A 24986-nucleotide genomic window follows, 5' to 3' on the forward strand; every position below is an offset into this window, starting at 1 on the left:
GCCGTTCGTGTTTCCAGGGGTCAGACCTCGGTGAACCTCACGCCGGTGACCTGGGCGCGCTCCAGCGCGAGCTTGAGGTCCTCGGAGACGATGAGGGCAACGGCCCAGCCCCACGTGCGGAACACCTTCGCGTCGCCCACCTTCGAGGCGTCGATGCGCATCCCACTGACAGATCTGTAGTCACCCACCCGCTCGGGCTGGCCATGTTCGGGCATCCAATACCGCACCTCGGTGGATGCCTTGTCATCGATGCAGCGGAGGAGCTTCGTGGCCACCAGGAGTTGGTACTGGTCCAAGTGCTCCTTGATGGCGACGGGGAGAAGCTGAACATCGTCGGGTGCCAACTCCGCGAAGAGTGTTGCGACTCGTACGTGCACCACGGGCGCGACACCGAGGCCGGCGGTGCAGAAGTCCAGTCGTCTCCCCGGTGTGTCGATGGGAACCGCTAGACGCCCTGAGATGGAAACGGGTCTTCCCTCCGCGAACACGTAGGGGTCGGCCACCTCCTGACCGTGTTCATCCTGGACATCACCCAGGTCCCAGTTCCCGGCCTGCATGTCCTCCGTCAGCCTGAAGTAGCGGTTCGGCATCGGGAGCATCCTCGCAACTTCACTTGCCCTGAGTCACGAGCCGATGGAGTTCCGTCCCTTTCGTCGCGACCTCTGTGGCCATCTGCCGCAGCTCGGCCGTCAGCGCCCTGCGGCAGGCCTCGACGGTGCGACAGGTCTGGGTCGCACCCCGGAGTCGGTCGAAAACCAACTGGTGGTACTCCTGAGAGTGCGGCCCCTTGTGACCACGGACTTCCACGATGTTCTCCGGGTCCTTCAGCTCCATCCCCGCCTTCCTGAAGAGTCGTCTGAACTCCGGCGTCCAAGGCCCGCCCCGGACCGTGGAGATGCTGTTCTTGTCCGTGGCGATGTGATGCCGTTGCGTCCTCCCCTGACCTCCTTCCGCCATCGCCAGCGCATTGGGTGCGAGCGCGATGGTGAATCCCTCGCCCGACACTGCGACCGAGCGCACCGACCCCACGGCCGCGAACTGAAAACCCGCCTGAGACTCGACCGCCAGCGCCGCCTGTGCGGAGCCTGGCAGTTGCGCTGACCTCGCCGCCAGCCCCGCCGTGTTGCCGATAGCGGCGGTGGCCAACATCACGAAGACGCGTGCCGCGTTCTCCCCCAGCACCGCACCAAATGCGGAGCCCGCTTCGTCGAGCTGCTCGAAAGTGGTGGCACGGTCCACATCCCTGACGAGCGCGCACCATCCTCCGATGATGCCCAACACCGTGTCGACGCCCAGATAGGCGATGGCTGTCGCTGTCAGCAGCGTCGCCAGGCCCTTCGACACGGGCTCGGGCAAGGTCCACAGGAGCATGTACATCGTCACCGAGGCCATCACCACGGAGAGGACCTGCCTGGGGTCGGTCATGTCCTCCAGCGCCTCGGCTGACTCCTCCCAGACCGAGCCCATGGCGATGGCCATCGCCAGCACGTACTTGCCATCACTGCCGAGCAGAGGGCCTTCCTCCAACAGACTCAGGCAGTCGCCCGGCGTGCCCTTGTTCCGACACCATCGGCCATAGGCCTGGGTCATCTCCTCGTCCGCATACGTCTCCAGCAGGTGTGGCCCCTCAGCCGAGGGCACGCCTCTGGCCGAGAGCCGGTGCGTCCGGTGCTCGTAGAGGTACAACCCGCTGCGGGAGGGGAGCCCGAACAATTCACGGGCCTGCCCCATCGGGTTGTTCGAGGGGACGACATCACGAGACAGGGACTTCATCGCGTCCTCGAACTCGTCATCCTCGAGTCGGGCCTCGGCCTGCTCCGAGCCCTCTTCCTCGTAGGGCGTCAGGGTGAAGACCCCGCTCCCTGTGTCGAGGCGAACAACCCGGGCCGAGGAGCACCCCACACCCGTCAACAGCATGAGCAGCGCGACGCACCAACGTGGCGACATGGGCCCTCCGTGGCAGGAGCCAGAACCATGCCTCGCGGCCCTGACACGGCTCGGTGGGACCCGCCTCGTTCGTGATTCCGGAGGCCTAGACTTCGGTGAATCGCACGCCGACGACGTGGGCGCGCTCCAGCGCGAGCTTGAGGTCCTCGGAGATGATGAGGCCCAGGTCCCAGCCCCAGGTGCGGAACACCTTGGCGTCGCCGACCTTCGAGGTGTCGATGCGCATGCCGATGACGGACCTGTACTCCCCCACCCGCTCGGGCTGACCATCCTTGGGCTTCCAATACAGCACCTCGTCGGAGGCTTCGTCGTCGATGCAGCGGATGAGCCGGGTAACGACCACGAGGAGGTACTGGTCGGGCATCCCTTGAACTTCGATGGGGAGGAGCTGCACCGTGTCAGGCGACAGCTCAGCGAAGAGCTCCGCGACCCGGACATGGACGACGGGCGCCATGCCGAGGGCCGTGGTGCTGAACTCCAGGCGTCGCCCGGGCTCTTCGATGGGGACGCTCAAACGTCCTTGGGGCGAAAGCGCTCGCCCAGAACGAAAGACATATGGGTCCTCCACCTCCTGCCCCGTCTCATCCACGGGGTCGCCCAAGGTCCAGTTCCCGAACTCCATCACCTGCGCGAGCTTGAAGTAGCGATTCGACATCCCGGGCATCCTCGCGACCTGCCCCTGAACCAGCAAGGGAGCACGAGCGGGTTTGACACCCACACAGGCCCTGGATTGTGGTGCGCCCATGAGCACATCCACGGTTCGTCACACGTTGTCGAAGGTCCTCGCCGCCACGCTGCTCGTGTCCTCGCCCGCGCTCGCGGACTGGGTCGGTGACCTGCGCGTGAAGAGCGCCCCCGTGCCCGGCCAGAAGGCCGCCCCCGAGACCAAGGGCAAGATGTACGGCCGCACCGGCATGCTGCGCATGGACCTGTCCCCCGCCGAGGTCCCCGGCGGCATGTCCATCCTCTTCAACTGGGAGAAGCGCACCGGCTCCACCCTCTTCCACGAGCGCAAGGCCGCCACCACGCGAAACCTCGACGACATGTCTGTGAAGATTCCCGGCGCCTGCTCCGGGAAGAACCAGGACTTCGACGCGTGCTTCAAGGAACAGGGCTTCAAGAAGGTCGGCACCCAGAAGGTCAACGGCCACCCCACCGTCATCTATGAAGGTGTCCCTCCCGGTGCCGAGGGCGCCGTCGAGCGTCAGAAGGTGTGGCGCCCCACCGACCTCCCCGAGGTCGCCTACGTGCGCAGCCAGACCTTCGACACCAAAGGCAAGCTCCAGGCCGAAATCGACGTCACCAACATCAAGGTCGGCGAGCAGCCTGCCTCCCTCTTCACCATCCCCGCTGACTACGAGGAGCTCGACGCCCCCGGCCCCAACGACTCCGTCATGGGCTCCTTCAAGCCCGAGGACTTCAAGGGCAAGTCCCCCGAGCAGATTCAAGAGATGATTCGTCAGCGCATGGCTGCCCCCCAGAGCACCCCGCCCGCGAAGACGAAGTAGCCCGCTTCAGCTCGCGCGAGCCACCACACCGCCAGCCCCCAACAACGCGGGGCGGCGGTGCTTCGCATACAGCGCGTCCCGCCACGCGAGCAGGTCCGGGAACGCCGCGGCCAGCGACTCGTGATGCCATACCTCACGTGTCCCCGGCCCCACCGGCAACCACGCGTCATCGACGGGCCGCACGAACTGGAGCATCAGCCCCGCCGTGATGTCCGCGTACGTGAAGCCGTCCATCAGATAGGGACGCCCCTTCAGCTCCGCGCGAAGCCGCTCCAACGCGGGGACCGCCTTCTCATGCAGCACCCGCTCGGGGTCCGCCACCGCGTGATGCTTGCGCGAAATGAACCGCACCCCCAATCGAGCCACCGGCGTGGACACACCCCGAAGAAACCCAGGGATGTACGCGGGCAGGCTCTCCCGCTGCGCGCGCGGATTCTCCAGCATCCGTCGCAACACGTTCGCCCGGGCGATACCCAGCACCGCGTCGCTCACCAGCTCCCAGCGCTCGATGGTCTCCATCGCACTCGCGGGAAACAGCGGCGCACCGCGCCCCTGCGCCTCCGCCCTGCGCGCAATCGAGAACGAACCCGTCGTCGCCCCTTCCGGCTCCACGAACAACGGCACCGTGGGACGCATGCCCTTCGGCGTGCGCCACCGCAACGCCAGCTCACCCGTCAGCGGCGTGTGCTCGCGGTAACGGTAGTCGACACCGTGGTGGTCCAACGCCCAGAGGGCCTTCTCCGTCCAACCCGAGTACCGCAACCCATACAGCGTGCGCATAGGCCCCGGAACCTACGCCGGACCTGGGCGGGATGTATAACCAGGACATGACGCCTCCCCTCCGACTGCACCTGCGTGACCTCAGCCACTCCCTGGTGGAGGCCTGGCGCCAGGAGTTCGAGGGCCTCGACGGCATCACCATCTCCCGAGGAGACATCTTCTCCGAGCGCGAGGGACAGGTGTCCCCCAAGGACCCCATCGACATCCGCGCCGACGCCATCATCAGCCCGGCCAACAGCTTCGGGTTCATGGATGGCGGCATCGACGCCGTGTACACGTACCAGCTCGGCCAGCAGGTCCAGGACCGCCTGCGCGAGCTGCTCGAAAAAGACTGGGGCGGCGAGCTGCCCGTGGGCAGCGCGGTGCTCGTCCCCACCGGCCGCGAGGAGATTCCCTGGTGCATCAGCGCGCCCACCATGCGCGTGCCCACGGATGTCAGCGAGACGGTGAACGCCTACCTCGCCATGCGCGCCTCGCTGCGCTGCGTGCTCGCGTACAACAAGACGGCGAAGACACCCATCCGCACCATCCTCACCCCAGGCCTGGGCACCGCCGTCGGCCGCATGCCCGCCCTCCGCTGCGCGCGCCAGATGAAGGACGCGTGGCTGCGCACCGTGGTGGGACCGGACTTCATCCCCGGCACGCTCCACGCAGCCGCGACGGACGACGCCCGGCTGAAGCCATAGCACCGCGGACCCGTGCTACAAGCCGGTCCCCATGAGCCCTGCCCGCGAGCCCCGCTCCTCGACGAAGCAGTCCTCCCTCCCCGCGTCGAAGCACGGGAAGACCACCGCCCCCGTGAAGGCCTCCCGGAACGCCCTCGCCGGGAAGTCCGTGGCCCCGCGGACGCCTCCTCCCGTCGCCAGGCGCGGCAAGTCTTCCCTCCCGAAGACCCCGGCCAGTGCGGCGACCGGCAAGTCCTCGGCCCCGAAGCCCACCGCCAGCACCGCGCCGCGCAAGGCCGGTGCTCGAAAGACGCTCGCCAGCGCCGCGACCCACAAGTCCCCGGCCGCGAAGCCCACCACCCGCGCCGCTCGAAACCCGCCCATGCCATCCAAGTCCGCGCCCGCCACGACGAAGACACCTTCCGCCCCCGCGCCCACGGACGGCCTGCCCATCGTCTTCTTCGAGACCCCCGCCGCCTTCGACCAGTGGATGGAGAAACACCACACCTCGCGCGGCGCGTGGCTCAAGTTCACGAAGAAGGGCCACAGTCCCACCTCCGTCACCTACCAGGAGGCGCTGGAGGTCGCGTTGATATGGGGGTGGATCGACGGCCAGAAGGGCCGCTTCGACGAAACGGCGTACCTCCTGCGCTTCACCCCGCGCGGCCCGCGCAGCATCTGGTCGAAGATCAACCGCGAGAAGGTGCTCGCCCTCATCGACGCCGGGAAGATGCGCCCCACGGGGCTGGCCGAGGTCGAGAACGCGAAGAAGAGCGGCCGCTGGGACGCCGCCTACGACTCCGCGCGCACGGCCACCGTGCCGGAGGACCTCGCCCAGGCCCTGGCCGCCAACCCGCGCGCCCAGGCGTTCTTCTCGACACTCAACTCCGTCAACCGCTACGCCATCCTGTTCCGCGTCCAGAACGTCAAGAAGGCGGAGACCCGCGCCCGCAAGATCGCCGAGTACGTCGACATGCTCGCCCGGAACGAGAAGATCCACACCTGATGCCCGCCTCCAGCTCCTCCCCCGTGCTCGCCGTGCGCGAGCTGTGCAAGACCTACGCGGGCACCGTCGCCGTCGACGGCATCTCCTTCGAGGTGGGCCGCAACGAAATCGTCGGGCTGCTCGGCCCCAACGGCGCCGGCAAGACGACGACCATCAACATGGTGCTCGGCGTGCTCGAGCCCACCTCCGGCTCCATCCACATCCAGGGCGTGGACCTGGCGAAGCACCGCTCCCAGGCCCTGGAGCGCACCAACTTCGCCGCCGTCTACGCGCCCCTGCCCGGCAACCTCACCGTCGAGCAGAACCTGCGCTACTTCGGGCTCATCTACGGCGTGAAGCACGTCTCCCAGCGCATCGAGGCCCTGCTGAAGGAGTTCGACCTCGTGCGCTTCCGCGACACCAAGAGCGGCGTGCTGTCCTCGGGCGAGCAGACCCGCGTGGCGCTCGCCAAGGCCATGCTCAACCAGCCGCAGCTGCTCCTGCTCGACGAGCCCACCGCGTCCCTGGACCCGGCCACCGCGAAGGACATCCGCGCCCGCATCCGCGACTTCGCGGCCCAGGGCACCGGCGGCGTGCTGTGGACGTCCCACAACATGTACGAGGTCGAGGAGGTCTGCGACCGCGTCCTCTTCATGTCGCGCGGCAAGGTGCTGCTCCAGGGAGACCCTCGCAAGCTGCCGCAGGAGCACGGCAAGGCCACGCTCGAGGAGCTGTTCATCACCGTCGCCCGCGAGCCGCTCGCGCTGGGGAATCACTGAAGCCATGCGACTGTCCCGCGCCGCCGCCGTCGTCCTGCGCCAGTTCTACCTGCTCAAGGGCAGCCCCTCGCGCGTCTTCCCCCTCTTCGCGTGGGTGGCCATCGACATCGTCCTGTGGGGCTTCATCACCCGCTACCTGGGCACCATCACCCACGAGCCCGGCATGGACCTGGTGCCCGCGCTCTTGGGCGCCGTCCTCCTCTGGGACTTCCTCACCCGCGTCATGCAGGGCGTGACGATGGCCTTCTTCGAGGACGTCTGGTCGCGCAACTTCCTCAACGTCTTCGCCACGCCCATGTCCATCAGCGAGTACGTGCTGGGGCTGGTGCTCTCCAGCATCGCGACCAGCTCGGTGGGCCTCGTCGTGATGCTCGTGGTCGCGGGCTCGGTGTTCGGCCTGTCGATGCTCGTCTATGGCGCCATGCTGGTGCCGTTCCTGCTCGTGCTGTTCCTCTTCGGCATCGCGCTGGGCATCATCGGCACGGCGGTGGTGCTGCGGCTGGGGCCGTCCGCGGAGTGGTTCATCTGGCCCATCCCCGCGCTCCTGTCCCCGTTCGTCGGCGTCTTCTACCCGCTGTCCACGCTGCCCTCGTGGATGCAGGGCATCAGCCGCATGCTGCCGCCCTCGTACGTGTTCGAGGGCATGCGCGCCATCGTCGCCGGTGGCTCGGTGTCCTGGTCCACGGTGGCGCTGGGAGGCGGCCTCGCCATCCTCTACATCCTGCTGGCCGCCTTCTTCTTCACCCGCGTCTTCCGCCACGCCGTGCGCACGGGCCTCATCGCCCGCTACAGCGCGGAGAGCGTCAGCTAGGGCGCCGCGGCGTCCATCAACTGCTGCGACAGGTACACGTGGTGCAGCGCCCACCGGCGCGCGTTCAGCATCGGGTCGGAGTCGTTGCTGTGCCCGCCGTCCGTGTTCTCGTAATACAGATACGGCAGCCCCATGGACTCCAGCTTCGCGGCGAACTTGCGCGCGTGTCCCGGGTGGACGCGGTCGTCCTTCGTGTTCGTGGTGATGTACGGCTTGGGGTAGCGCACGCCCGGCTTCAGGTTCTGGTAGGCCGAGTACTTCGAGATGAACGCCGCGTCCTCGGGCACCGCCGGGTCGCCGTACTCGCCCACCCAGGACGCGCCCGCGGGCAGCTTCGGGTAGCGCATCATGTCGATGAGCGGGCTCTCGATGACCGCCGCGTTGAGCAGCTCCGGCCGCTGCGTCATCACCACGCTGGTGAGCACGCCACCATTCGAGCGCCCGTAGATGCCGATGTGCTTCGGCGACGTCACCTTGCGGCGCACCAGGTCCTCCAACACCGCGGCGAAGTCATCGAACGCACGCTGGCGCTTCTCGCGCAGGGCGGCCTGGTGCCAGCTCGGGCCGAACTCACCGCCGCCGCGGATGTTGGCGACGACGTACGCGCCGCCCCGCTCCAGCCACAGCTTGCCCATCTCCGGCAGGTAGACGGGCGGCTTGGACACCTGGAAGCCGCCGTAGCCGTACACCACCGTCGGCGTGACGCCGGCCACCTTCGGCTTCACCGGGCGCACCAGGAAGTACGGCACCCTCGTCCCGTCCTTCGACTTCACCCAGAACTGCTCCACGCGGTGCTTGGACGCATCGAAGCGCGCCGGCAGGGACTTGATGCGCTTCACCTTCCCCGCCGCCGCGTCGCCGAACCACAGCGACCCAGGCTCCAGGAAGCCCTCCGCGCCCGCGAACACCTGGTCGTGCGAGGAGGACGTGTCGACGATCTCCACCGACGCGTTCTTCGGCATCGCCAGCCGCTTGCGCGTCCAGCGCTTCTTGCCCGGCGTGTAGACGTCCAGCGCGCCCTTCACGTCCTCGTACACGTTGACGAGCAGCAGGTTGCGCGTGGCCGCCACGCGCTCGATGCCCTGGCGAGGACCGGGCTGGAGGATGAGCGTGGGCTTCGCCTTCGCCGGGTCCGCCTTCAGCGCCGCCAGCGGATAGGCCAGCAGCGCGCCCTGCTTGAAGCCGCCCCAGTCCTCCTCGATGGTGAAGACCACCTGGCCCTGGAGGAAGGCCTGGAAGGACACCTTCCTCGGGAACGGCAGCCGCACGGGCGCCGCGTCTCCCAGCAGGTACAGCTCCGACTCGTAGAACGTCACCCCGCGGTTGACGAGCACCGCCTGGAGCGCGCCCTCCTCGTCCCGCAGGATGATGGGCGACGCGGACACGTCCGTGCGCTCGCCGCGGAACACCTCCGTCGCCTGCTCCACCGGCGTGCCGCGCTTCCAGCGCTTGAGCACGAACGGGTAGCCGGACTCGGTGAGCGTGTCCCCGCCCCAGTCACGGCCCACGAGCAGCGTGTCCGTGTCCAGCCAGTCCACGGACTGCTTGCCCTCGGTGAGCTTGAAGCCGTTCTCGACGAACTGCTTCGTGCCCGCGTCGAACTCGCGCGCCTCCACCGCGTCCTTGCCGCCGTTGGACAGGCGCACGATGCAGCGCTGGTCCGCGGGGGGCAGACACTCCTTGCCCTTCCAGATCCAGTTGGCGCCCTCCGTCTTCGACAGCGCGTCCACGTCCAGCACCGTCTGCCAGGGGATGGTGGGGCTCGCGTAGCCCTCCGTGGTGGTGTGTCGCCACTGGCCGCGAGGGTTCGCCGCGTCCTGCCAGAAGGTGTCCACGCCGCCCGCGCGGAACGAGGGAGCGGGGATGCGGTCCGTGGCGGTGAAGATGCGCAGCGCCTCGGCCTGGAAGGGCTCGAAGCGCGGGTCCTTCTCCAGCACGACCTCCGTCTTCGCGTTCTGCGCGCGCACCCACTCCAGCGCGCGCTGCCCCTGCACCTCCTCCAGCCACAGGAAGGGGTCCTCCTCCGCCATCGCCGCCGAAGCGGTCAACAGCCCGGTCAGCAGCGGCGCGACAAACAACCTGCCCATGGTCCTCGTCTCCTGGTGGGGATGCGGCGGGCCTCCAACACGGCTCGGCCGCGCCCATTCCAGGCCACGACCCCTCGCCCTCCCACGAGCAGGCAGCTTCCCTTGAAGCCCCGGGTCCTCGCCACCCGCCCGGCGTGCCCCACCGGCGACACACCGCGTCCCGCCCGGGGCTCAGCGTGAGGCCCGCGCTCGAGCCCCCGTCCGCCTGGCGCCACCAGGACGCCCGGGCCTTGGCGAGCCCCTGGGACCCGCCGACGCACGGGCGCGGAAGCCCTCGCGATACAGGCTCGGCGCCACGCCGAAGCGACGCTCGAAGGCCCTGCGGAAGACGTCCGCGCTCTGGAAGCCCACGGCGAGCGCCACCTGCTCGATGCCGCCGTGGCCCTCCACCAGTCTGCGCCGCGCCTCCTCCAGCCGGAGCTGCTCCACGTACGCGGCGGGCGTCTGTCCGAAGACCGCGCGGAACTGGCGCGCGAAGTGTCGCGGACTGAGGGAGACACGCTCGGCCAGGGCCTCGACGGAGAGGTCCTTGGCGAGGTTGACCAGCATCCAGCTCGGCAGGTCTCCGAAGCGTCCTCCGCTCTCCTCCTGGAAGCGCAGCGGCTCCGAGTACTGGGCCTGGCCTCCGGGGCGCTTGAGGTACATCACCAGCTCCCGCGCGACGGTGAGCGCCGAGCGTGGGCCGTGGTCCTCCTCGATGAGCGCGAGCGCCAGGTCGATGCCCGCGGTGATTCCCGCGGACGTGTAGAAGGAGCCGTCCTGGATGAACAGCGCGTCCGCCTCGACGCGGACCTTCGGGAAGCGCTCGGCCACGTCCCGCGCGAACTGCCAATGCGTGGTGGCGCGTCGTCCATCGAGCAGCCCCGACGCCGCGAGCGCGTAGATGCCCGTGCACACGGAGACGACTCGACGGAGCTTCGCCCCATGCGCGCGCAGCCACCGCGTCACCCGCGCGTGGGTCTCCGGGGTCCGCAGGCCCGCGCCCCCGGGGATGACGAGCGTGTCCAACCCGCTCGCGTCCTCCAGCACGAGGTGCGGCTTGAAGACGACGCCCGACTCGGAGCGGAACTCTCCCGGGTGCAGCCCCACCACCAGCACCTCGTAGCCGCGCTGGCCGTCCGACTGGACCTTCGCGAAGGCCTCCAGCGGCCCGACGAGGTCCAGGCTCTCCACGCCCTCGTAGCCGAGGATGCCCACCCGCTTCCGTGTCGCCGTCATCCGCGCCTCACGCTCCGGCATGTTAGCCCCGCCTCGGGAGCGTGGGCTCTTCGCGAGGTGTCACGCCAGCCCCGAGACGCGAGCACGACTCCGAGCGCCTGCCTCGCGGCGAGGGTGGGCTCCCTCGCCCAGCGCCACACGCGAGTCACGCGCCCCGCAGCGAGATGGCCGGGTCCACCCGCGAGGCCTGCAGCGCGGGCAGCAGACAGGCGACCACGCCCGTGCCGCCCAGCAACAGCAGCACGCCCAGCAACGTCACCGGGTCCGTGGGCTCCACGCCGAACAGCAACCCCTCCATCAACGAGGACAGGCCGAGCGCCCCCGCCGTCCCCACCGCGAGCCCCACCAGCACCAGGTGCATGCCCTGTCGCAGCACCAGCGCGAGCACGCCCGCGGGCGTCGCACCGAGCGCCAGGCGGATGCCCATCTCCCGCACCCGCTGGCTCACCGAGAACGCCACCACGCCGGACAGGCCCGTGCACGTCAGCACCAGCGCCAGCACCGCGAAGAACCCCAGGAGCATCGTCATCAAGCGCGGCGCGGCGAGCGACTCGTTGCGCACGTTCGACAGCGGATGCACGTCCGTCACCGGCTGCACCGCGTCCAGCTCGTGCACCAGCGCGCGCACGCGCTCCGCGAGCACCATCGGCGGGCCCTGCGTGCGGACGAGCAGCCTCAAGTCCCTCAGTGGCTGCAGCGCGAACGGGAGATACACCTCGCGCGGCGGCGCATCGCCGAGTCCGCGCTCCCGCACATCCCCCACCACGCCCACCACCGTGACCCAGTGCTTCCCTCCATCGAACGAGATGCGCCGCCCCACTCCCTCCCCACCGCCGAGGTGTGCGCGCACGAACGCCTGGTTCACCACCACCACCGGGTCCGTTCCGGGACGGTCACCTGGCTCGAACAGCCGCCCCTTCAGCAACGGCACGCCGAGCGCCCGGAAGTAGCCGCCCGTCGCGCTGCGCAGGTCCGCCTGGGGCCGCGTCTGCCCCGGAGCGAGCTCCTGTCCGTCCACCTGCAACGTGGTCGTCCAGGGCCTGTTCTCACTGAGCGGCAGCGCGTTGGCCAGACCGACGGAGGTCACCCCCGGCATCGCCTCCAGCCGGGGCAACAGCTCCTCGACGAAGGCGCGGACCTTGTCGTCCTCGCGATAACGGTCCCACCCGAGGTCCACGCGCGCGGTGAGCACGTTGTCCGCGTCGAACCCCGGGTCCACGCGATGCAGCCGCGCCATGCTGCGCAACATCAACCCCGCGCCCACCAGCAGGATGCACGAGAGCGCCACCTGCGAGACGATGAAGAACCCCCGCAGACGCGGGCTCACCCGGGACGTCCCCGCGCCCCCGGTGACGGCCGAGCCGAGCACCGTGCGCGCCGGCATCGCGGGCAGCAGCGAGAGCACCAGCCCCGTGCCCAGCGACAGGCAGAGGTTGATGAGCAGCATGGGCAGGCCGACCTCCACCTCCACCGCGCGCGACGTGTAGCGCGCCACGAACGCCACCAGCAGCTCCATGCCCGCCGCCGCCACCATGAGCCCGAGCAGTCCGCCCACGAGCGACAGCAACAGGTGCTCGGTCAGCAACTGCCGTGCAATCCTGCCCTGCCCCGCGCCCAGCGCCGCGCGGACCGCCAGCTCCTGCTCACGCCGCGCCAGACGCGCCAGCGTGAGGTTCGCCACGTTCGCGCAGACGACGAGCAGCAGGAAGAGCGCGGTGCCCAGCAGCAGCAGCAGCGTGGGCCGCGCACGCGCCACCAGCCGGTCCTGGAGGCTCGACACCGTGGTGGAGAACCCCTCCGCCGGAGGGTAGTCCTCCGGATGCGTCTCATGCAGCCGCGTCGCCACCGTGGCCAGCTCGACGCGGGCCTCCGCGAGCGACACTCCCGGCGCCAGTCGTCCGAGGACGGTGAGCCCGCGACTGGTACGCCCATGCGCCCAGTCCGCGCCCGAGCGGAACGGGCACGCGGAGATGGGCATGTACACGTCGTTCTCCGCCGGGTACTGCGGCACGGGAGGCAGCACGCCGATGACCGTGTGCGTTCGCCCGTTCATCGTGAAGGTCTTCCCGACCATGGCCGGGTCTCCGCCCAGCACGTTCTTCCAATACGCGTGACTGAGGATGAGCACGGGCGCGGCGCCGGGGGCCTCCTCCTCGGGGAGGAACGCGCGGCCCAGGAGCGGACGCACGCCCAGGGTGTCGAAGAAGCCCGCGGACACCACCGCCGTCTGCACCCGCCGAGGCTCGCCGTGTCCCACGATGTTGAAGGGCATCGAGTGGTACTCCACCAGCCCCTGGATGCGCGTGAGCTGCGCCCGGTAGTCCGCAAGCTCCACCGGCGAGAAGCCCGTGTTCTCCACGCCCGCCCGGGTCACCGGCTGCTCCAGGTGCACCAGCCGCGCGCCGTCCGCATAGGGCAGCGGCCGGAGCAGCACGCCGTGGATGAGGCTGAAGATGGCCGTGTTCGCGCCGATGCCCAGCGCCAGCGTCAACAGGATGGCGAGGGTGAAGGCGGGGCTGCGAACGAGCACGCGCGCGCCGTAACGGAGGTCCTGCCAGAGAGTGTCCAACATCACCTGCTCCTGTGCCGGGACAGGCCCGGGCCGCTGGCCGCTCCCCCTCTCACGAAAGCGTGCGAGCCGCGACCACCGCGGGGTGAGTCTCAAGCGGACCTCCACTCGGAGACAAGGACGTCGTTCCGACGATTCCGGACGCGCCTCGTCACGAGGGTGTCGCCCGGGCCTCGCGCGGTGGCCCCTCGGTATCGTCTCCGGCTCTCGGGAGGAGGTGGTTCGCCTGGCGGTCCTGACCGCGGCTCAGGGGCCCTGGAAGCCCTTGGCGCGGAAGGTGAGCACCAGGGTGTCGCGGTGTCCCGCGGTCCCCATCGGCTGGATGGGCGTGCTCTCGTGGATGACCCGCTCGTCGTCGAGCAGCAGCGCCGACCAGGGCTCCGTCAGCGTGAAGCGGATGCCGTTGGGGCCAGCGGCCTCGAACACGCGCGTCTCGCCGCCCTTGATGCCGTCGCGTCCGACGAGCAGCACCACGACGAAGTCCACGCCGTCGCGGTGCGCGCCCTCGGGCGTCGGCCGGCCGATGCCGTCCGTGGTGTCGATGCGGAACTGGTGCGCCTCCACGTACCAGGGCTGCGCGCCCTTGAGCGCCGAGCCGCAGGCCGCCAGGCGGCTGAGCAGCCGGGGCCACTCGGGGTGCTCGATGACGGTGGACGTCATCGGCTCGAACCAGCGCTCCAGGCCGCCGTGCAGGGCGTTGTACTCGACGGGCTGCCAGTGCGCGCGGTGGGGCACCTGGGTGACGGTGTCGCCCTCCACGACGAAGCACGAGTGGCGGCGCGTTCGATATCGGCCACCGTCGCGCAGGTAGCCGTCCGTCGGCAGCGCGTCCCAGGTGGGCCGCCATGAATCCAGCTCCGCGGCGGGGATGCCCACCAGCGCGGACAGGCCCGCGCGGTCCAGCACGGCGTAGCCCCTGTCTCTCAGGGCGTTGACGGTTTCGGAGGGAGCGCTGATGGGGGGCGAGAAGCTCATGCGTCTTGCCCGCGAGACATCGTCCTTCCGGACACCGCCGTCAACCCTCGCGTGAGCCCCGGGCTCGTCGGTCCCCCAACCGGCCACGGACTGTTCCGGTGGCCCGTCGCCGCGACTGTGCACCCGTGCCCCGCTCCCCCGAGGCACGGGCCCACGCGCGGACTACTTCTTCCCGTACTCCAGCTTCACGCCCTTGCGCTGCGCGTAGATGTAGGCCTCCATCGCGCGCATCCGAGGGTCTCCATCCGCGAGCGGCTTGCCGCGCACCGGGTTCTCGATGCACCAGTTGATCATGTCCCGCAGCAGCGCCACGCGGCCCAGCTGCACCTGGTACTTCGGATACGTCTCCGGGTGGGTGTTCGATGCATCCGGGTGACACATGTCACAGGATACCGCGATGGTGCCGCCCACGGCCGCCGCGTCGTGGAACACGCGGTGGCCCTCCTCCACGAACTGCTGCGTGGACGCGGCCCACACCGCCTCATCGCGAGGCGTGAAGGCGCCGTAGGAGTGGCCGTCCTGGATGTTCGCGCCGGCCTCCTTGCGCACCTCGCGGCCGCCGCTCTCCGCCGTGACGCCGCCCTCGCGCACCACACCGCCCGTCGAGGGCTGGTTGGTGCCCATGGGCGGGTTGGGCTGCGGCTGCTTCTGCGCCTGCGCCACCACGCGCCGCACGGGCGGCGGGTCCCACGTCGCGTCCGGGTTCTTCTGGTGCCACGCGGCCATCAGCTCGTCGGACACGCGCTGGGCCTGCTCGCGCGTGAGCGACTCACCCTCCTTGACGCCCTTGACCTCCAGGGACGTCTGGCCGTCGCACATGCCCACCACCAGGTTGCCGTCCTTCGACACGGGCACCTGGTGACGCGGCAGCGGCTCTGTCTTCAGCGAGGACGCCTTGGGGCGCTCGGCGGGACTGGTGGCCAGGGCCACGCCTCCCGCGAAGGACAGCAGCGCTCCGGTTCCCACCCACAGCTTCATCCGGAAGTTCATCGTGTCGCCTCGCGCTCAGTAGCTCGGAAGCTTCGTCCGGGGCGGCGCGTCCTGCTTCCCACCCGAGCCCAGGTAGCTGGCCCGGACGGTGATGGGGTTGCGCTCCCAGAGGTTGTACAGCTTGTCCACCAGACCCGACTCCAGCACGTCCATGCGTCCGTCTCCGCACCCGTCGAACTGGCTGAACGGGTCCGGCCGGTTCATCTGCACCGTGAGCTGCGGCAGGCCCTCGGGCGCGTACGGCCACGGCCACGCGGTGGACAGCATCCCGTGGAACTGGATGTTGCCGATGCGGTTCGACAACAGCTGGTGCGTGTGCCCGTGGATGACGGTGACCTTGTCGAAGGGCTTGAGCAGCGCCTGGACCTCGTCCGCGTCGTCCGTCCAGAAGTTCCAGGGGCGGTAGTACTTGTAGAGCGGCGAGTGGCTGAAGACGATGACCGGGGTCTTCTTGTCCACCTTCGCCAGGTCCTGCTTCATCCAGGCGCGCTGCGGCTCGCCCACCTCGAAGCGGGACTGGATGCCGTTGTCCAGGCCCGCGACAATCTGCATCCGCTCCTTCGGCGTGAGCTTGCGCTCCGTCCAGAAGTCCTTCTCCAGGATGGAGTTGAGCACCACGAAGTGCACGCCCTTGTGGTCGAACGAGTAGTTCGGCGCGCCGAACAGGTCCTTCCACATGTCCCCCATGTCGAGGAACCAGTCGTGCTCGCCCACCATCATCTTCACGGGCGCCTTGACGCTCTTGAGAATCTGGGCGCCCAGCTTCAGCTCGCCCGGCGCGCCCAGCTGGGCGAGGTCCCCGCCGAAGAGGACGAAGTCCGGCTGCGGGTCCAGCCCGTTGACGTCGTCCACCGCCTTCAGGATGGAGCGCACGAAGCGGTCATTGAGCTTCTGCTCGTACAGGTGCGTGTCGGAGATGTACGCGAAGGTGAAGCGCGGCTTGGTGCCTTGCGCCTCGGCCACGTTGACCAGCTGGAAGCTCTGCGGCGTGCGCAGGCCCATGCCGGCGACGATGCCGGCGGACATGCCCGCCACGCGCAGGAAGGCCCGGCGGTCCAGGCGCTTGAGGCCCTCGAAGAAGGCGTCGCGCTCCTCGTGGTGCTTCGTCTCGATGCTGCGGAACTTGTTCCCCATGGACGGCGCCTCCTCAGGGCTGCTTCGTCGAAGCGGGTTTGGGCAAGGTCTCGGTGCCATACACGCCGATGTCCGCCGGGTTCTTCACCGCCAGGTCCGGATTGGGCGCCAGGTCTCCCAGGTTCCCCTTCTTCCCCATCGCCACCGCGGTGTCCCGCTCCGGGCGCTTGTTCTTGCGCGCGCGCTGCTTCGCCAGCTCCTGGCCATTGAGCTTCGTGAAGCGCTCGTCGGTGAGCGTGAAGAGGAAGGCCACCAGGTCGTCGATTTCAGGCTCCGTCAGCCCCAGCCGCTGCATCCCTCCATCGAGGAACGGGTTGGCCACGCCGCCCTTGTTGTAGTGGTCCATGACGTCCCACAGCGTCGCGAGCGTGCCGTCGTGCATGTACGGGGCGGTGATGCCCACGTTGCGCAGCGTGGGCGTCTTGAAGGCCCCCACGTCGTTCTCCTGCTTGGTCACCAGGAAGCGGCCCAGCTCGGAGAAGCGCGTCTGGAGCGCCAGCTCGTCGATCTGCTTCTCGTCGCCCAGGCGGACGATTTTCAGGCCCTCGCGGGCCAGCTGCGGGAAGTCCTGGTTGTGGGCGGACACGCCGATGTTGTGGAACTTCTGGTCACTGAACAGCGGCGACACGGCGTTGCCCGCGTGGCACGCGTTGCAGCGCGCCTTGCCGTTGAACAGCGCCCAGCCCCGGCGCTCGGACTCGTTGAGCGCCTTCGTCTCGCCGTGGATGAAGCGGTCGAAGCGGGCGCTGCCGGAGAACTGCGTGCGCTCGAAGGCGGCGATGGCCGCGGCCAGGTCGTCGTAGGTGATGTCGCGCTTGAAGACCTGCTGGAAGGCGGTGACGTACTCGGGGATGCCCTTGAGCTTGGCCACCACGGCCTCGGGGGACGGCATGGCCATCTCCACCGGGTTGAGGATGGGCAGCTTCGCCTGGTCCTCCAGCGTCGCCGCGCGCCCGTCCCAGAACTGCGAGGCGTTGAAGAGCGCGTTGAGCACCGTCGGGCTGTTGCGCATGCCGAACTGGCCCTTCACGCCCGCCGACACCGGCAGGTGGTCCGTGAAGCCCTTGGCCGGGTCGTGGCACGTGGCGCACGACACGCTGTCATCCAGGGACAGACGCTTCTCGTTGTAGAGCTTCTCTCCCAACGCCACCCGCTCCGGCGTGGGCGCCGCGCTCTCTGGCACCGACAGCTTCCACAGCACGGCCGACACCCCGGGCGGCAACGGCGAGGGTGGCGGAGCCGAGCGCTGGGCTTCGGGCGCGGCGTGGCTCTCGTGGACCCACAGCAACACGGCGAGCGACAGGGCAACGCCCCACGGCGTTCGCATGGTCACCCCTCCCAACCGGCGACGGACGGCGCCGCGAGAAAGTCGCGGCGCCCGAAGCCAGAACAGCTCTTTCCGGAAAACACCATTCTCCCTGCCTTCGGGTCCAGGTGACTTTCGGAGGAGTGTCGACCTGTGGAAACCCGCGAGGGCGGGATGTCCGCCAGGGAATGAGCGCGGTGCGTCAGCGCGCGGGCAGGCGGAAGTCGCGAGCGCGCACGAGCAGGCCGGAGGCGGTGGCGGGCGCGAGGATGGCGGCGGTGATGACCAGCCAGTCGACGGGGCCGCGCGCGCGGGGCGCGTTGTAGACGGCGGCCTGGACGAAGGTGAGGCACGCGTCCGCGGCGGTGAGGCACACCAGGGTGGTGGCCAGCCCGTTGCGCCAGCGGCGCACCAGGGAGAAGAGGCCCGCGGCCAGCGCCACGTCGAACAGCACCCAGCTCCACTGCACGCGCAGGGACGGGAACCAGCGCGTGGTGGTGGGCAGCGCGAGCAGCGCCGTCCAGGGCACGAGCAGCACCGCGAGGGCGTGCACCAGCAAGCGGGGGCGCCTGAGCAGCGTGGCCACGCCGAAGCGCACCAGGCTGCCGCGCGCGAAGGCTCGCAGCGCGTCGTAGACGGCGAGCACGCCTCCGCGCGGCTCCGGATATGAGAGGTGGAGGGGCACCCAGGAGTCGGGGCGGAACTTCGCCTTGAAGGTGCGCAGACCCTCGAAGTCGAACAGGGGCCGGCCGCAGGCGCGCGCCAGCCGCAGCCACGGGCGCACCGGGCCGGAGAGGGGCGCGAGGCCCAGCGTCACATAGCGGCGGTCCTCGGCGGCGGCCGTGCGCATGGCCGCGTCCACCAGGGCCTCCGCGGTGCCGTTGGGGGACTCCGGGTCGCGCACCAGGTCCTGGAGGAACCAGCCGTCGCGCGCGTAGACAGGGGACACGAGCAGGAAGCCCATGAGCTCGCCCTTCGCCTCGGCGACGAAGGCGCGCCGCTCGCGCGCGAAGGAGTCCGGGCGCAGCTGCACCAGGAAGCCCATGGGGGCCATGCGCCGCGACGCGAGCCACCGCTTCTTGAGCCGCTCCAGCGCCTGCCGCGAGGGGTGCTCCGCGTCCTCGAGCACCTCCGAGGGCAGCTCGCGCACCACCACGCCGTGCGAGCGCGCGCGGCGCAGCTGCTCACGCAGGCTCTTGCTGCCGCGCACCACGGTGTCCCAGCGGGAGGGTTCCCACACTGGCTGCTCGCCGATGGAGAGCGACTCCATGGGGACGGCCTCGGTGAAGCGCGGCTCGGTGGCGAAGAAGCACACGCGCCGACCCTCGCGCCGCGCGGCCTCGCGGAAGCCCTCCGCCGCGCGGGCCAGTGATGCCTCCGCGGCGATGGGCGCTCCGGCGGCGACCCACGCGCCGCCCGTGTCCACGTACGCGACGAAGGCGTCACCCGCGGGGTCGAACCAGTAGCGGAAGCCCGGCATCAGCACCTGGAAGGACGTGGCGTTCCAGCCGAACCGGCGCAGCAGCTCCAGCGCGCGCTCCCGCTCGTCCCCTGCGTGCTCCTGCTCGACGTCCACGGCCCTGGTGCTCCTCGGGCCCGTCAGGCCCGCGTGTACGGTGCGGCGGCTTCCCCAGGCGGGCACCGCGCTCGCCTGGCCGGCATGCCCGGGTGATGAGGCCGCACCCTTCGCGAGGGTAGCGTGCACCCCACCGCCAAGGGACGTTGGTGCTCCTCACACCATGAGGCCCACAGCGTCGCGCTGTGAGTTCCACTCATGCGCCAGACGCGAGGCTCGGAGCCTTCGCGAGCCGACCCGCTCCCGGTCGCCCGCCAGCACGCCCACCGCTCCGCCCATGGGTGTTCCCGCCCATCCGACGGACGCACACGGGCCCATGTCTTTGGCAGGCATTGAACGAATCACGAGACTCCGGGCAACCGGACCGACGGAAGACACGGCTGCTCGTGCATGAGTGTGGTTTCACCGGGGCAGGTTGAAAATGACCGCCCGGACCACCCATCGACCCCGCCGCTGTCGAGCGATACAACCTGGCTCACGTGAGGCGCACGCCGGACCCGCGTCGCCCACTTCAGGAGCACCCCATTTGAAACACTCCAGACGTTCTCGCGTGCGAGTCATTGGCACCGGAACCGCCGCCCTGTGCAGTCTCCTCGTCTCCTGGCTGTCTCCCCTGCCCGCCTCCGCGGAGCCCTCGGTCGGCGTGCGCACCAACACCGCGCGACTGATGGGCTCGGACGCGGCGGAGGTCATCGACGCGCCCGTGCTCGGGCTGCAGCGCTCCGCGTTGCCGCTGTTCGCGGGGCTCGCGCTGGACACCTCCGTCTACGCGGACCTGCTGCTCGCCCCCAACCTGGGCCTGCGCTGGGCGCTCGCGTCCGGCCCGCACCGCTTCGTCGTGGGCGCGCGCTACACGCACTTCGTCGGCGCCTCCGTCTACTCGGGCATCGTCGAGTCCCGGACGACCGGCCTGCAGCGCTTCGAGCCCGAGTTCCAGGGCCCCTCGTTCTACGCCGTCTACGGCCTGTCGCTCGGCCGGCTGCTGGTGCAGGGCGAGGCCCGCTACGCGCGCTACACAACCGACTACCTGTCCTTCACCGGCGGCGCGGCGCTCAACTTCGTGGGGCACTGGTCCGTGGTCGCGGAGGCCGGCGTGCGGGTGAAGGGTGGCGCGAAGCTGCGCGCCGCCGCGGGCATCCGCTACGGCGGCGAGGGCTTCGGCCTGGGCCTCGGCGCCACGTATGTCGACCTGAGCGACCCGGCCGTCCCCGGCGAGACGCTCCCCGTCCTTCCCGTCTTCGATGTCTCCTGGTCCTTCCGATGATGCGCGCGCTCTTCGCCTGCTGTGTCCTGATGTTGTCCGGCTGCTCGGCGCGCATCGACATCGAGACCGAGCCCTTCGACGTGCGCGTGCCCGTCACCTCCGTCCTCCAGCCCGTCTACGCCGAGGTGGCGCTGGACCTGCCCGAGGAGTCGGTCAACACCGACGACCTGGACATCATCGTGGAGGAGGTCTCCGCCACGTTCACCATCGTCAACCCGTCCCCGTCGCTGACGCTGCGCACGTCCATGCGGCTGTCCTTCACCGGGCAGGCCACGCCTGACGAGCCCCTCGTCTACTCGGACCTGAACCGGCCCGCGTACTACGCGCAGGCGGCGGAGATCCTCCCCACGCGGGACTTCGACCCGGAGACCCGAACGCCCATCCGCATCGACCATCCCGCGCTGAAGGACGCCGTGGGCAAGCGGCGCGTCTGGTTCATCGTCAGCAACACCGTGGTGCGCAGCGGGCTGGGCACGCCCCGGTTCCCCGTCGAGATTGTCCTCGAGGACATCGTGTTCCAGGCCGTGCTGACCAAGCCCTTCCCGGGATTGGGTGGCGCGCTGGAAGCGGGCGGACTGTAGCGCCCCACGCCGGGCCCTCGTCTTCTTCCTCGGAGGAAGCGCCTTGCCCCTCGCCTCGTCCGTCGGGATGAGGCGAGGGTCGGGCTTCGCACGTCCGCGCGCGGCACCCTCGATGCACAGCCGGCCTCCTCGCGAGCACGCGGCGTGGGGGGGACGATGCACGGAAGCAGGAAGCGGGGATGGCGAGAGGCGGGGGCGATGGCGGTCCTGGCGTTGCTGCCGCACTGTGGCGGCCTCACCTCACCCGAGGCGGTGACGCCCCTGGAGCAGCAGGGCGACTTCGCGACCGGAGGCGGCACCTTCGTCGCCGTCGCGGATGCACACGTCGACTCCGTCAGGCCCGACAAGAACTTCGGCGCCGCGCCGCAGCTCTACGTGGACGACGCCCCCGTCGAGTACCGCTCCTTCCTGCGCTTCGAGGTGTCGGGGCTGAAGGGCCCGGTGAAGCGCGCGGTGTTGCGACTGTTCGTGACGAACGGCTCGGGCCATGGGCCCGTCGTCCGGCTGGTGGACTCCGACTGGAAGGAGGACAGCGTCACGTTCGACCGGCAGCCCGCCGCGATAGGCCCCGCGTTGTCCGACGCGAAGGAGGTGCGCGCCGGCCGCTGGGTGGAGCTGGATGTGACGTCCGCGGTGACGGGCAACGGCACGCGGGACTTCGGACTCTTCTCGACGGACATCGACGGCGCGGACTTCGCCTCGCGCGAGGACGTGGACCCGGCGATGCGGCCGCGCCTCGTGGTGGAGACACGGGAGCCGACAGCGCCCCCTCGGACACCCGCACCGGATTGGAGCTGGCATCGCGGAGGAGCAGGAGACGAGCGCGTCACGGCGATGGCGAGCGCGGAGGACGGGCTCGACTTCCTCGTCGCGGGCGCCTTCAAGGACAGCGGTGACTTCGGCGGCGAAATCTTCCAGGGCGAGCGAGGACTCGTCGTGGCGCGCTACGGCGCGGATGGCTCGCACCAGTGGTCGCGAGCCTACGCGGTGGGTGAGCGCGTGGAGGCCACGGGGCTCGCGGTGGCGACCTCGGGTGAGGTCTGGGCCGTGGGCGCATATCAGGGTGCCCCAGACCTGGGCACGGGCGCGCTGACGTACATCGAGGAGGCGTCGGTGGCGTCCGGCATCTTCCTGCTCAAGCTGTCCGCGGAAGGGACACCGCTGTGGTCCCGAGGCTTTCGCGCGGAGCTCTCGGACACGCGCTCGGGGCTCGCGAGGGCACAGGCGGTGACGCTCGACTCGCGGGGGAGTGTCATCATCACGGGCCACTTCACGGGCGAGATGGGCCTGGGGCGTGGGCGGCTCTACGCGGACCCGGGGAACCGGACGCGGGATGACTCCGTGCCCGCGCTCTTCCTCGCGAAGTTCCACGCGAGCGGTGCCCACGAGTGGTCGCTCGCGTTTCCAGGTGGAGACGAGGGCTCGACCGCGGAGGCCCTCGCCACGGATGGCGCGGGCTTCATCTACATCGGCGGGCACACGGACTCGTGGCTGCTGAACGCGACGAGCGGAGAGACGCCGTTCCTCGGCAAGCTCTCCGCGAACGGCACGCCGCAGTGGTTCCGCGCCTTCAACGGAGCCAAGGGCAGCATCCGCGCGCTCACCCCCATGGCACGTGGGGACGTGGCCTTCGTCGGTGACGTCAGCGGCCGGTTCTCCTTCGACGGGGAGGCGGTCGAGGCGAGCGAGGACGTCCTGCTCGGTACGCTGCACGAGACGGCGGCGGATGGCTGGGCGCGCGTCATGGGCGCCTCGAAAGCAGCGCGCGGCCAGTCCTTGGGCCGCAGCTCGAAGGGCGAGCTGGTCGTCGCCGGCTGGACGCGGGACGCGAAGCTGGACCTCGGAGGCGGCGCGCTCGGGAGCACGGCGCTCTCACGGGGTGAAGTCCTCCACTTCGTCGCGCGCTACGACAGCGCGGGGAAGCACATGGACTCCCGTGAGCTGGGGAGCACCGCACCGGACAGCGTGGCCCTCCAAGTCACGTACGGAGGCCAGGCCCGGCTCTGCGTTCCCTTCACGAAAGCCCTGGCGCCCGGAGACACGTCGTACAACTCGCGAGGCGCGGGAGACCTGCTGTTCCTCCAGCTCACGCCCTGAACACACCACCACCGCGCAGGCCGCGCACCAGCGTGATGAGGCCGCGAGCCACGTTGGACGCTCGTGACGCAAGCTCCACGGAGCGACGGCGCGAAGAGACACGGGCGGCATCGACAAGGCGCGCGATGGCACCGGGTGCTTCGCGAGCCACCGCGCAGGTCACGCGCCGTCGTCTCCGTCGTCGCCCTTCCCCGCGGGTGTGCGCCCCAACAACCGGTCGATGTCCCCGCGCGCATCCGTGGCCTGCGCCTCGGAGATGCGCCCCACGGACTCCATCCGGTCCACAATCCAGTGCGCGCGCCGCCACAGCGCGCGAGAGCCGGAGGACGGAGCACGCTTGCGAGGCGCGGGCAGCATCGCGGCGAGGATGGCGCCCTGGGCCACGGAGACCTGCGACGCGGACACACCGAAGTGCTCCCGCGCTCCGGCGTCGATGCCATAGACGCCGTTCCCCCACTCGACGACGTTGAGATACAGCGTGAGGATGCGCTTCTTCGACAGCGCATCCTCCAGTCGCCGCGCGAGCACCAGCTCCTTCGCCTTGCGGAACAGGCTGCGGTCCGTGGACAGCCAGAGGTTCTTCGCGAGCTGCTGGGTGATGGTCGAAGCCCCGCGCCCCAGCTGCCCCTTCGCCCAGGCCTCGCCGAGCGCCTTGCGCATCTCCGTCGTGTCCACACCCTCGTGCAGATAGAAGCTCGCGTCCTCGGAGATGAGCACCGAGTCCACCGCGTGCTTCGGCACCGACGAGAGCGGCACCCAGTGCTGCCGCCGACGGACCTTCTTCCCCTCGGCCCGAGCCTCCTCGGCGCGCTGGTCCATCAGCGCGGTCGACTTCGGGTTCTCCTTCTCGAGCGACGCGGCCTTGGGGAGCGTGACGTACTCATACACGCCGAAGCCGAGGAGCAGCACCACCGCTCCAAGCATCACCTTGAATCGCCACGTCTTGCGGCGACGAGGCGCGGGGGCCTGCGAAGACACAGCCGCCACCGAAGGCGTCCGGGCCGTGGCCTCGGGACCCTCCGGCGAGCCTTCCGGTCGTCCATCCGTGGTCGACATCGGCGCCGTGCATAGCGCCTCGCGCCCCGGACGTCACCTCCCCCTCAGCGCTGCGTCCGCGACGCGGTGACGGGCGCCTGCCAGCTGTCGTCCACGGAGGCGAAGCCGGCCACCAGCTCGCCCGCCAGGTAGGCCCGCTGGCGCTTCTCGCGGCGGCGCAGCCAGTCATTCACGACGCGCCCCTTCTCGTCCTTGTGCACGTCCGGGCGCGCCTGGTTGAAGCGGCCGCGCTTCACCCCACCGCCCGCGCGATGCACGAAGGTGACGGTGCCGTCCTTCCCCACCTTCTCGACGATGCCGATGTGCGTGAGCCCGTCGTTGCGACGTCCATCCTTGTTGCGGTCCAGCGTCTCGCGGAAGAACACCAGGTCCCCCGGCTTCGGCGTCTGGCGGAGCGCGCCCAACGAGCCCGCCTTCCGGTAGATGGCCTTCACGCCGTTCTCCCCGGGCAGGGTGAGCGACGGCATCAGGCTGAGCCCGGGACGGCGGTAGGCCAACTGCGTCAGGCCCGAACAGTCATCGTTGACCGAGCTGCTCACCGTCTTCAGCGAGCCCAGCCCCACCCAGCCCTTCGCGCGCCACACAGCCGCGGCCGTGTCCCTGTCGGACCGGGCCGCGTGGCGCGCGCAGGGCTGGGTGGGGCTGGGCGCGCCGGAGA

Annotated in this window: 23 protein-coding genes; 8 read left to right on the forward strand and 15 right to left on the reverse strand. The window is 69.9% G+C overall.

The genetic code is table 11. The features are described 5' to 3' along the window. Positions 1–20: 20 nt before the first annotated feature. The 3 genes from FL311_RS13490 to FL311_RS13500 form a co-directional block, all read right to left on the reverse strand. Entirely contained in the window at positions 21–590 is a 570-nt protein-coding gene (locus FL311_RS13490; protein ID WP_141325549.1) for a DUF1629 domain-containing protein, read from the reverse strand. A gap of 19 nt (positions 591–609) precedes the next feature. Continuing rightward, positions 610–1947 carry an AHH domain-containing protein gene (locus tag FL311_RS13495; RefSeq protein WP_141325551.1) on the reverse strand — a complete coding sequence of 446 codons (1338 nt, stop codon included), beginning with the start codon at positions 1945–1947 and terminating at the stop codon, positions 610–612. 85 nt (positions 1948–2032) lie between these two features. Next, the gene (locus FL311_RS13500; protein ID WP_141325553.1) at positions 2033–2602 is read right to left on the reverse strand and encodes a DUF1629 domain-containing protein; all 570 of its coding nucleotides are present in this window, start codon (positions 2600–2602) and stop codon (positions 2033–2035) included. A gap of 88 nt (positions 2603–2690) precedes the next feature. Between FL311_RS13500 and FL311_RS13505 the strand changes: the two genes are divergently transcribed. Further along, positions 2691–3455, forward strand: a complete 765-nt coding sequence (locus FL311_RS13505; protein ID WP_141325554.1) for a hypothetical protein — start codon at positions 2691–2693, stop codon at positions 3453–3455. Between the two features lie 6 nt (positions 3456–3461). Here the strand turns inward: FL311_RS13505 and FL311_RS13510 are convergent, their stop codons facing one another. Next, complete coding sequence (locus tag FL311_RS13510; RefSeq protein ID WP_141325555.1) at positions 3462–4235, reverse strand: glutathione S-transferase family protein; 774 nt, start codon at positions 4233–4235, stop codon at positions 3462–3464. 47 nt (positions 4236–4282) lie between these two features. Here FL311_RS13510 and FL311_RS13515 point away from each other — a divergent pair, with 47 nt between their 5' ends. Further along, positions 4283–4921, forward strand: coding sequence for a macro domain-containing protein (locus FL311_RS13515; protein WP_194869187.1), 639 nt, complete (start codon positions 4283–4285; stop codon positions 4919–4921). Between the two features lie 15 nt (positions 4922–4936). Here FL311_RS13515 and FL311_RS13520 read toward each other — a convergent pair whose 3' ends face one another. Further along, positions 4937–5284 carry a hypothetical protein gene (locus FL311_RS13520; RefSeq protein ID WP_141325557.1) on the reverse strand — a complete coding sequence of 116 codons (348 nt, stop codon included), beginning with the start codon at positions 5282–5284 and terminating at the stop codon, positions 4937–4939. Here FL311_RS13520 and FL311_RS13525 point away from each other — a divergent pair. From FL311_RS13525 to FL311_RS13535, 3 genes are read left to right on the forward strand one after another with little or no spacing between them, the layout of a single operon-like run. Further along, entirely contained in the window at positions 5283–5906 is a 624-nt protein-coding gene (locus FL311_RS13525) for a YdeI family protein (protein WP_141325558.1), read from the forward strand. The genes FL311_RS13520 and FL311_RS13525 overlap by 2 nt on opposite strands. Then, positions 5906–6664 carry an ABC transporter ATP-binding protein gene (locus tag FL311_RS13530; RefSeq protein WP_141325559.1) on the forward strand — a complete coding sequence of 253 codons (759 nt, stop codon included), beginning with the start codon at positions 5906–5908 and terminating at the stop codon, positions 6662–6664. The genes FL311_RS13525 and FL311_RS13530 overlap by 1 nt, the downstream gene beginning before the upstream one ends. Before the next feature lie 4 nt (positions 6665–6668). After that, positions 6669–7475, forward strand: coding sequence for an ABC transporter permease (locus FL311_RS13535; RefSeq protein ID WP_141325560.1), 807 nt, complete (start codon positions 6669–6671; stop codon positions 7473–7475). On the opposite strand, the gene FL311_RS13540 is transcribed toward FL311_RS13535, so the two are convergent. From FL311_RS13540 to FL311_RS13575, 8 genes are all read right to left on the reverse strand, one after another. Beyond that, on the reverse strand, positions 7472–9562 hold the full coding sequence (locus FL311_RS13540) for a prolyl oligopeptidase family protein (protein ID WP_141325561.1): 2091 nt from the start codon (positions 9560–9562) through the stop codon (positions 7472–7474). The genes FL311_RS13535 and FL311_RS13540 overlap by 4 nt on opposite strands. Before the next feature lie 171 nt (positions 9563–9733). Continuing rightward, positions 9734–10801 carry a GlxA family transcriptional regulator gene (locus tag FL311_RS13545; RefSeq protein WP_228556849.1) on the reverse strand — a complete coding sequence of 356 codons (1068 nt, stop codon included), beginning with the start codon at positions 10799–10801 and terminating at the stop codon, positions 9734–9736. Positions 10802–10925: 124 nt separating this feature from the next. After that, on the reverse strand, positions 10926–13352 hold the full coding sequence (locus FL311_RS13550) for an ABC transporter permease (RefSeq protein ID WP_141325562.1): 2427 nt from the start codon (positions 13350–13352) through the stop codon (positions 10926–10928). A gap of 243 nt (positions 13353–13595) precedes the next feature. Continuing rightward, positions 13596–14324 (reverse strand): 2OG-Fe dioxygenase family protein, encoded by a 729-nt coding sequence (locus tag FL311_RS13555; protein WP_141325563.1) that lies wholly within the window; start codon positions 14322–14324, stop codon positions 13596–13598. A 162-nt stretch (positions 14325–14486) separates the two neighbouring features. Continuing rightward, complete coding sequence (locus tag FL311_RS45035; protein ID WP_228556850.1) at positions 14487–15314, reverse strand: c-type cytochrome; 828 nt, start codon at positions 15312–15314, stop codon at positions 14487–14489. 15 nt (positions 15315–15329) lie between these two features. Continuing rightward, complete coding sequence (locus FL311_RS13565; protein ID WP_141325564.1) at positions 15330–16448, reverse strand: metallophosphoesterase; 1119 nt, start codon at positions 16446–16448, stop codon at positions 15330–15332. Positions 16449–16461: 13 nt separating this feature from the next. Then, on the reverse strand, positions 16462–17775 hold the full coding sequence (locus FL311_RS13570) for a cytochrome-c peroxidase (RefSeq protein WP_141325565.1): 1314 nt from the start codon (positions 17773–17775) through the stop codon (positions 16462–16464). A gap of 181 nt (positions 17776–17956) precedes the next feature. Beyond that, positions 17957–19330 (reverse strand): DUF2156 domain-containing protein, encoded by a 1374-nt coding sequence (locus tag FL311_RS13575; protein WP_194869188.1) that lies wholly within the window; start codon positions 19328–19330, stop codon positions 17957–17959. Between the two features lie 550 nt (positions 19331–19880). On the opposite strand from FL311_RS13575, the gene FL311_RS13580 reads away from it, so the two are divergent. From FL311_RS13580 to FL311_RS13590, 3 genes are all read left to right on the forward strand, one after another. Beyond that, entirely contained in the window at positions 19881–20594 is a 714-nt protein-coding gene (locus tag FL311_RS13580; RefSeq protein WP_228556851.1) for a hypothetical protein, read from the forward strand. Continuing rightward, on the forward strand, positions 20591–21175 hold the full coding sequence (locus FL311_RS13585; protein WP_141325567.1) for a hypothetical protein: 585 nt from the start codon (positions 20591–20593) through the stop codon (positions 21173–21175). Before FL311_RS13580 ends, FL311_RS13585 begins: the two co-directional genes overlap by 4 nt. Positions 21176–21373: 198 nt before the next feature. Beyond that, entirely contained in the window at positions 21374–23272 is a 1899-nt protein-coding gene (locus FL311_RS13590; protein WP_194869189.1) for a DNRLRE domain-containing protein, read from the forward strand. A gap of 159 nt (positions 23273–23431) precedes the next feature. Here the strand turns inward: FL311_RS13590 and FL311_RS13595 are convergent, their stop codons facing one another. Together FL311_RS13595 and FL311_RS13600 are read right to left on the reverse strand one after the other, a co-directional pair. After that, positions 23432–24196 carry a biosynthetic peptidoglycan transglycosylase gene (locus tag FL311_RS13595; RefSeq protein ID WP_228556852.1) on the reverse strand — a complete coding sequence of 255 codons (765 nt, stop codon included), beginning with the start codon at positions 24194–24196 and terminating at the stop codon, positions 23432–23434. A gap of 176 nt (positions 24197–24372) precedes the next feature. Then, positions 24373–24986, reverse strand: a 614-nt coding sequence (locus tag FL311_RS13600; protein WP_141325570.1) for a CHAP domain-containing protein, incomplete at its 5' end; no start/stop codon positions are given.

Origin of the sequence: Myxococcus sp. AB025B, assembly GCF_006518215.1 — a bacterium.
Taxonomy (GTDB): Bacteria; Myxococcota; Myxococcia; order Myxococcales; family Myxococcaceae; genus Myxococcus; species Myxococcus fulvus.

Bases quoted from the DNA above. Each gene is read 5' to 3' on its own strand.
- FL311_RS13490 (WP_141325549.1), bottom strand. From the start codon at position 590: ATGCCGAACCGCTACTTCAGGCTGACGGAGGACATGCAGGCCGGGAAC.
- FL311_RS13495 (WP_141325551.1), bottom strand. From the start codon at position 1,947: ATGTCGCCACGTTGGTGCGTCGCGCTGCTCATGCTGTTGACGGGTGTG.
- FL311_RS13500 (WP_141325553.1), bottom strand. From the start codon at position 2,602: ATGTCGAATCGCTACTTCAAGCTCGCGCAGGTGATGGAGTTCGGGAAC.
- FL311_RS13505 (WP_141325554.1), top strand. From the start codon at position 2,691: ATGAGCACATCCACGGTTCGTCACACGTTGTCGAAGGTCCTCGCCGCC.
- FL311_RS13510 (WP_141325555.1), bottom strand. From the start codon at position 4,235: ATGCGCACGCTGTATGGGTTGCGGTACTCGGGTTGGACGGAGAAGGCC.
- FL311_RS13515 (WP_194869187.1), top strand. From the start codon at position 4,283: ATGACGCCTCCCCTCCGACTGCACCTGCGTGACCTCAGCCACTCCCTG.
- FL311_RS13525 (WP_141325558.1), top strand. From the start codon at position 5,283: ATGCCATCCAAGTCCGCGCCCGCCACGACGAAGACACCTTCCGCCCCC.
- FL311_RS13520 (WP_141325557.1), bottom strand. From the start codon at position 5,284: ATGGGCGGGTTTCGAGCGGCGCGGGTGGTGGGCTTCGCGGCCGGGGAC.
- FL311_RS13530 (WP_141325559.1), top strand. From the start codon at position 5,906: ATGCCCGCCTCCAGCTCCTCCCCCGTGCTCGCCGTGCGCGAGCTGTGC.
- FL311_RS13535 (WP_141325560.1), top strand. From the start codon at position 6,669: ATGCGACTGTCCCGCGCCGCCGCCGTCGTCCTGCGCCAGTTCTACCTG.
- FL311_RS13540 (WP_141325561.1), bottom strand. From the start codon at position 9,562: ATGGGCAGGTTGTTTGTCGCGCCGCTGCTGACCGGGCTGTTGACCGCT.
- FL311_RS13545 (WP_228556849.1), bottom strand. From the start codon at position 10,801: ATGCCGGAGCGTGAGGCGCGGATGACGGCGACACGGAAGCGGGTGGGC.
- FL311_RS13550 (WP_141325562.1), bottom strand. From the start codon at position 13,352: ATGTTGGACACTCTCTGGCAGGACCTCCGTTACGGCGCGCGCGTGCTC.
- FL311_RS13555 (WP_141325563.1), bottom strand. From the start codon at position 14,324: ATGAGCTTCTCGCCCCCCATCAGCGCTCCCTCCGAAACCGTCAACGCC.
- FL311_RS45035 (WP_228556850.1), bottom strand. From the start codon at position 15,314: ATGAACTTCCGGATGAAGCTGTGGGTGGGAACCGGAGCGCTGCTGTCC.
- FL311_RS13565 (WP_141325564.1), bottom strand. From the start codon at position 16,448: ATGGGGAACAAGTTCCGCAGCATCGAGACGAAGCACCACGAGGAGCGC.
- FL311_RS13570 (WP_141325565.1), bottom strand. From the start codon at position 17,775: ATGCGAACGCCGTGGGGCGTTGCCCTGTCGCTCGCCGTGTTGCTGTGG.
- FL311_RS13585 (WP_141325567.1), top strand. From the start codon at position 20,591: ATGATGCGCGCGCTCTTCGCCTGCTGTGTCCTGATGTTGTCCGGCTGC.
- FL311_RS13590 (WP_194869189.1), top strand. From the start codon at position 21,374: ATGGCGGTCCTGGCGTTGCTGCCGCACTGTGGCGGCCTCACCTCACCC.
- FL311_RS13595 (WP_228556852.1), bottom strand. From the start codon at position 24,196: ATGCTTGGAGCGGTGGTGCTGCTCCTCGGCTTCGGCGTGTATGAGTAC.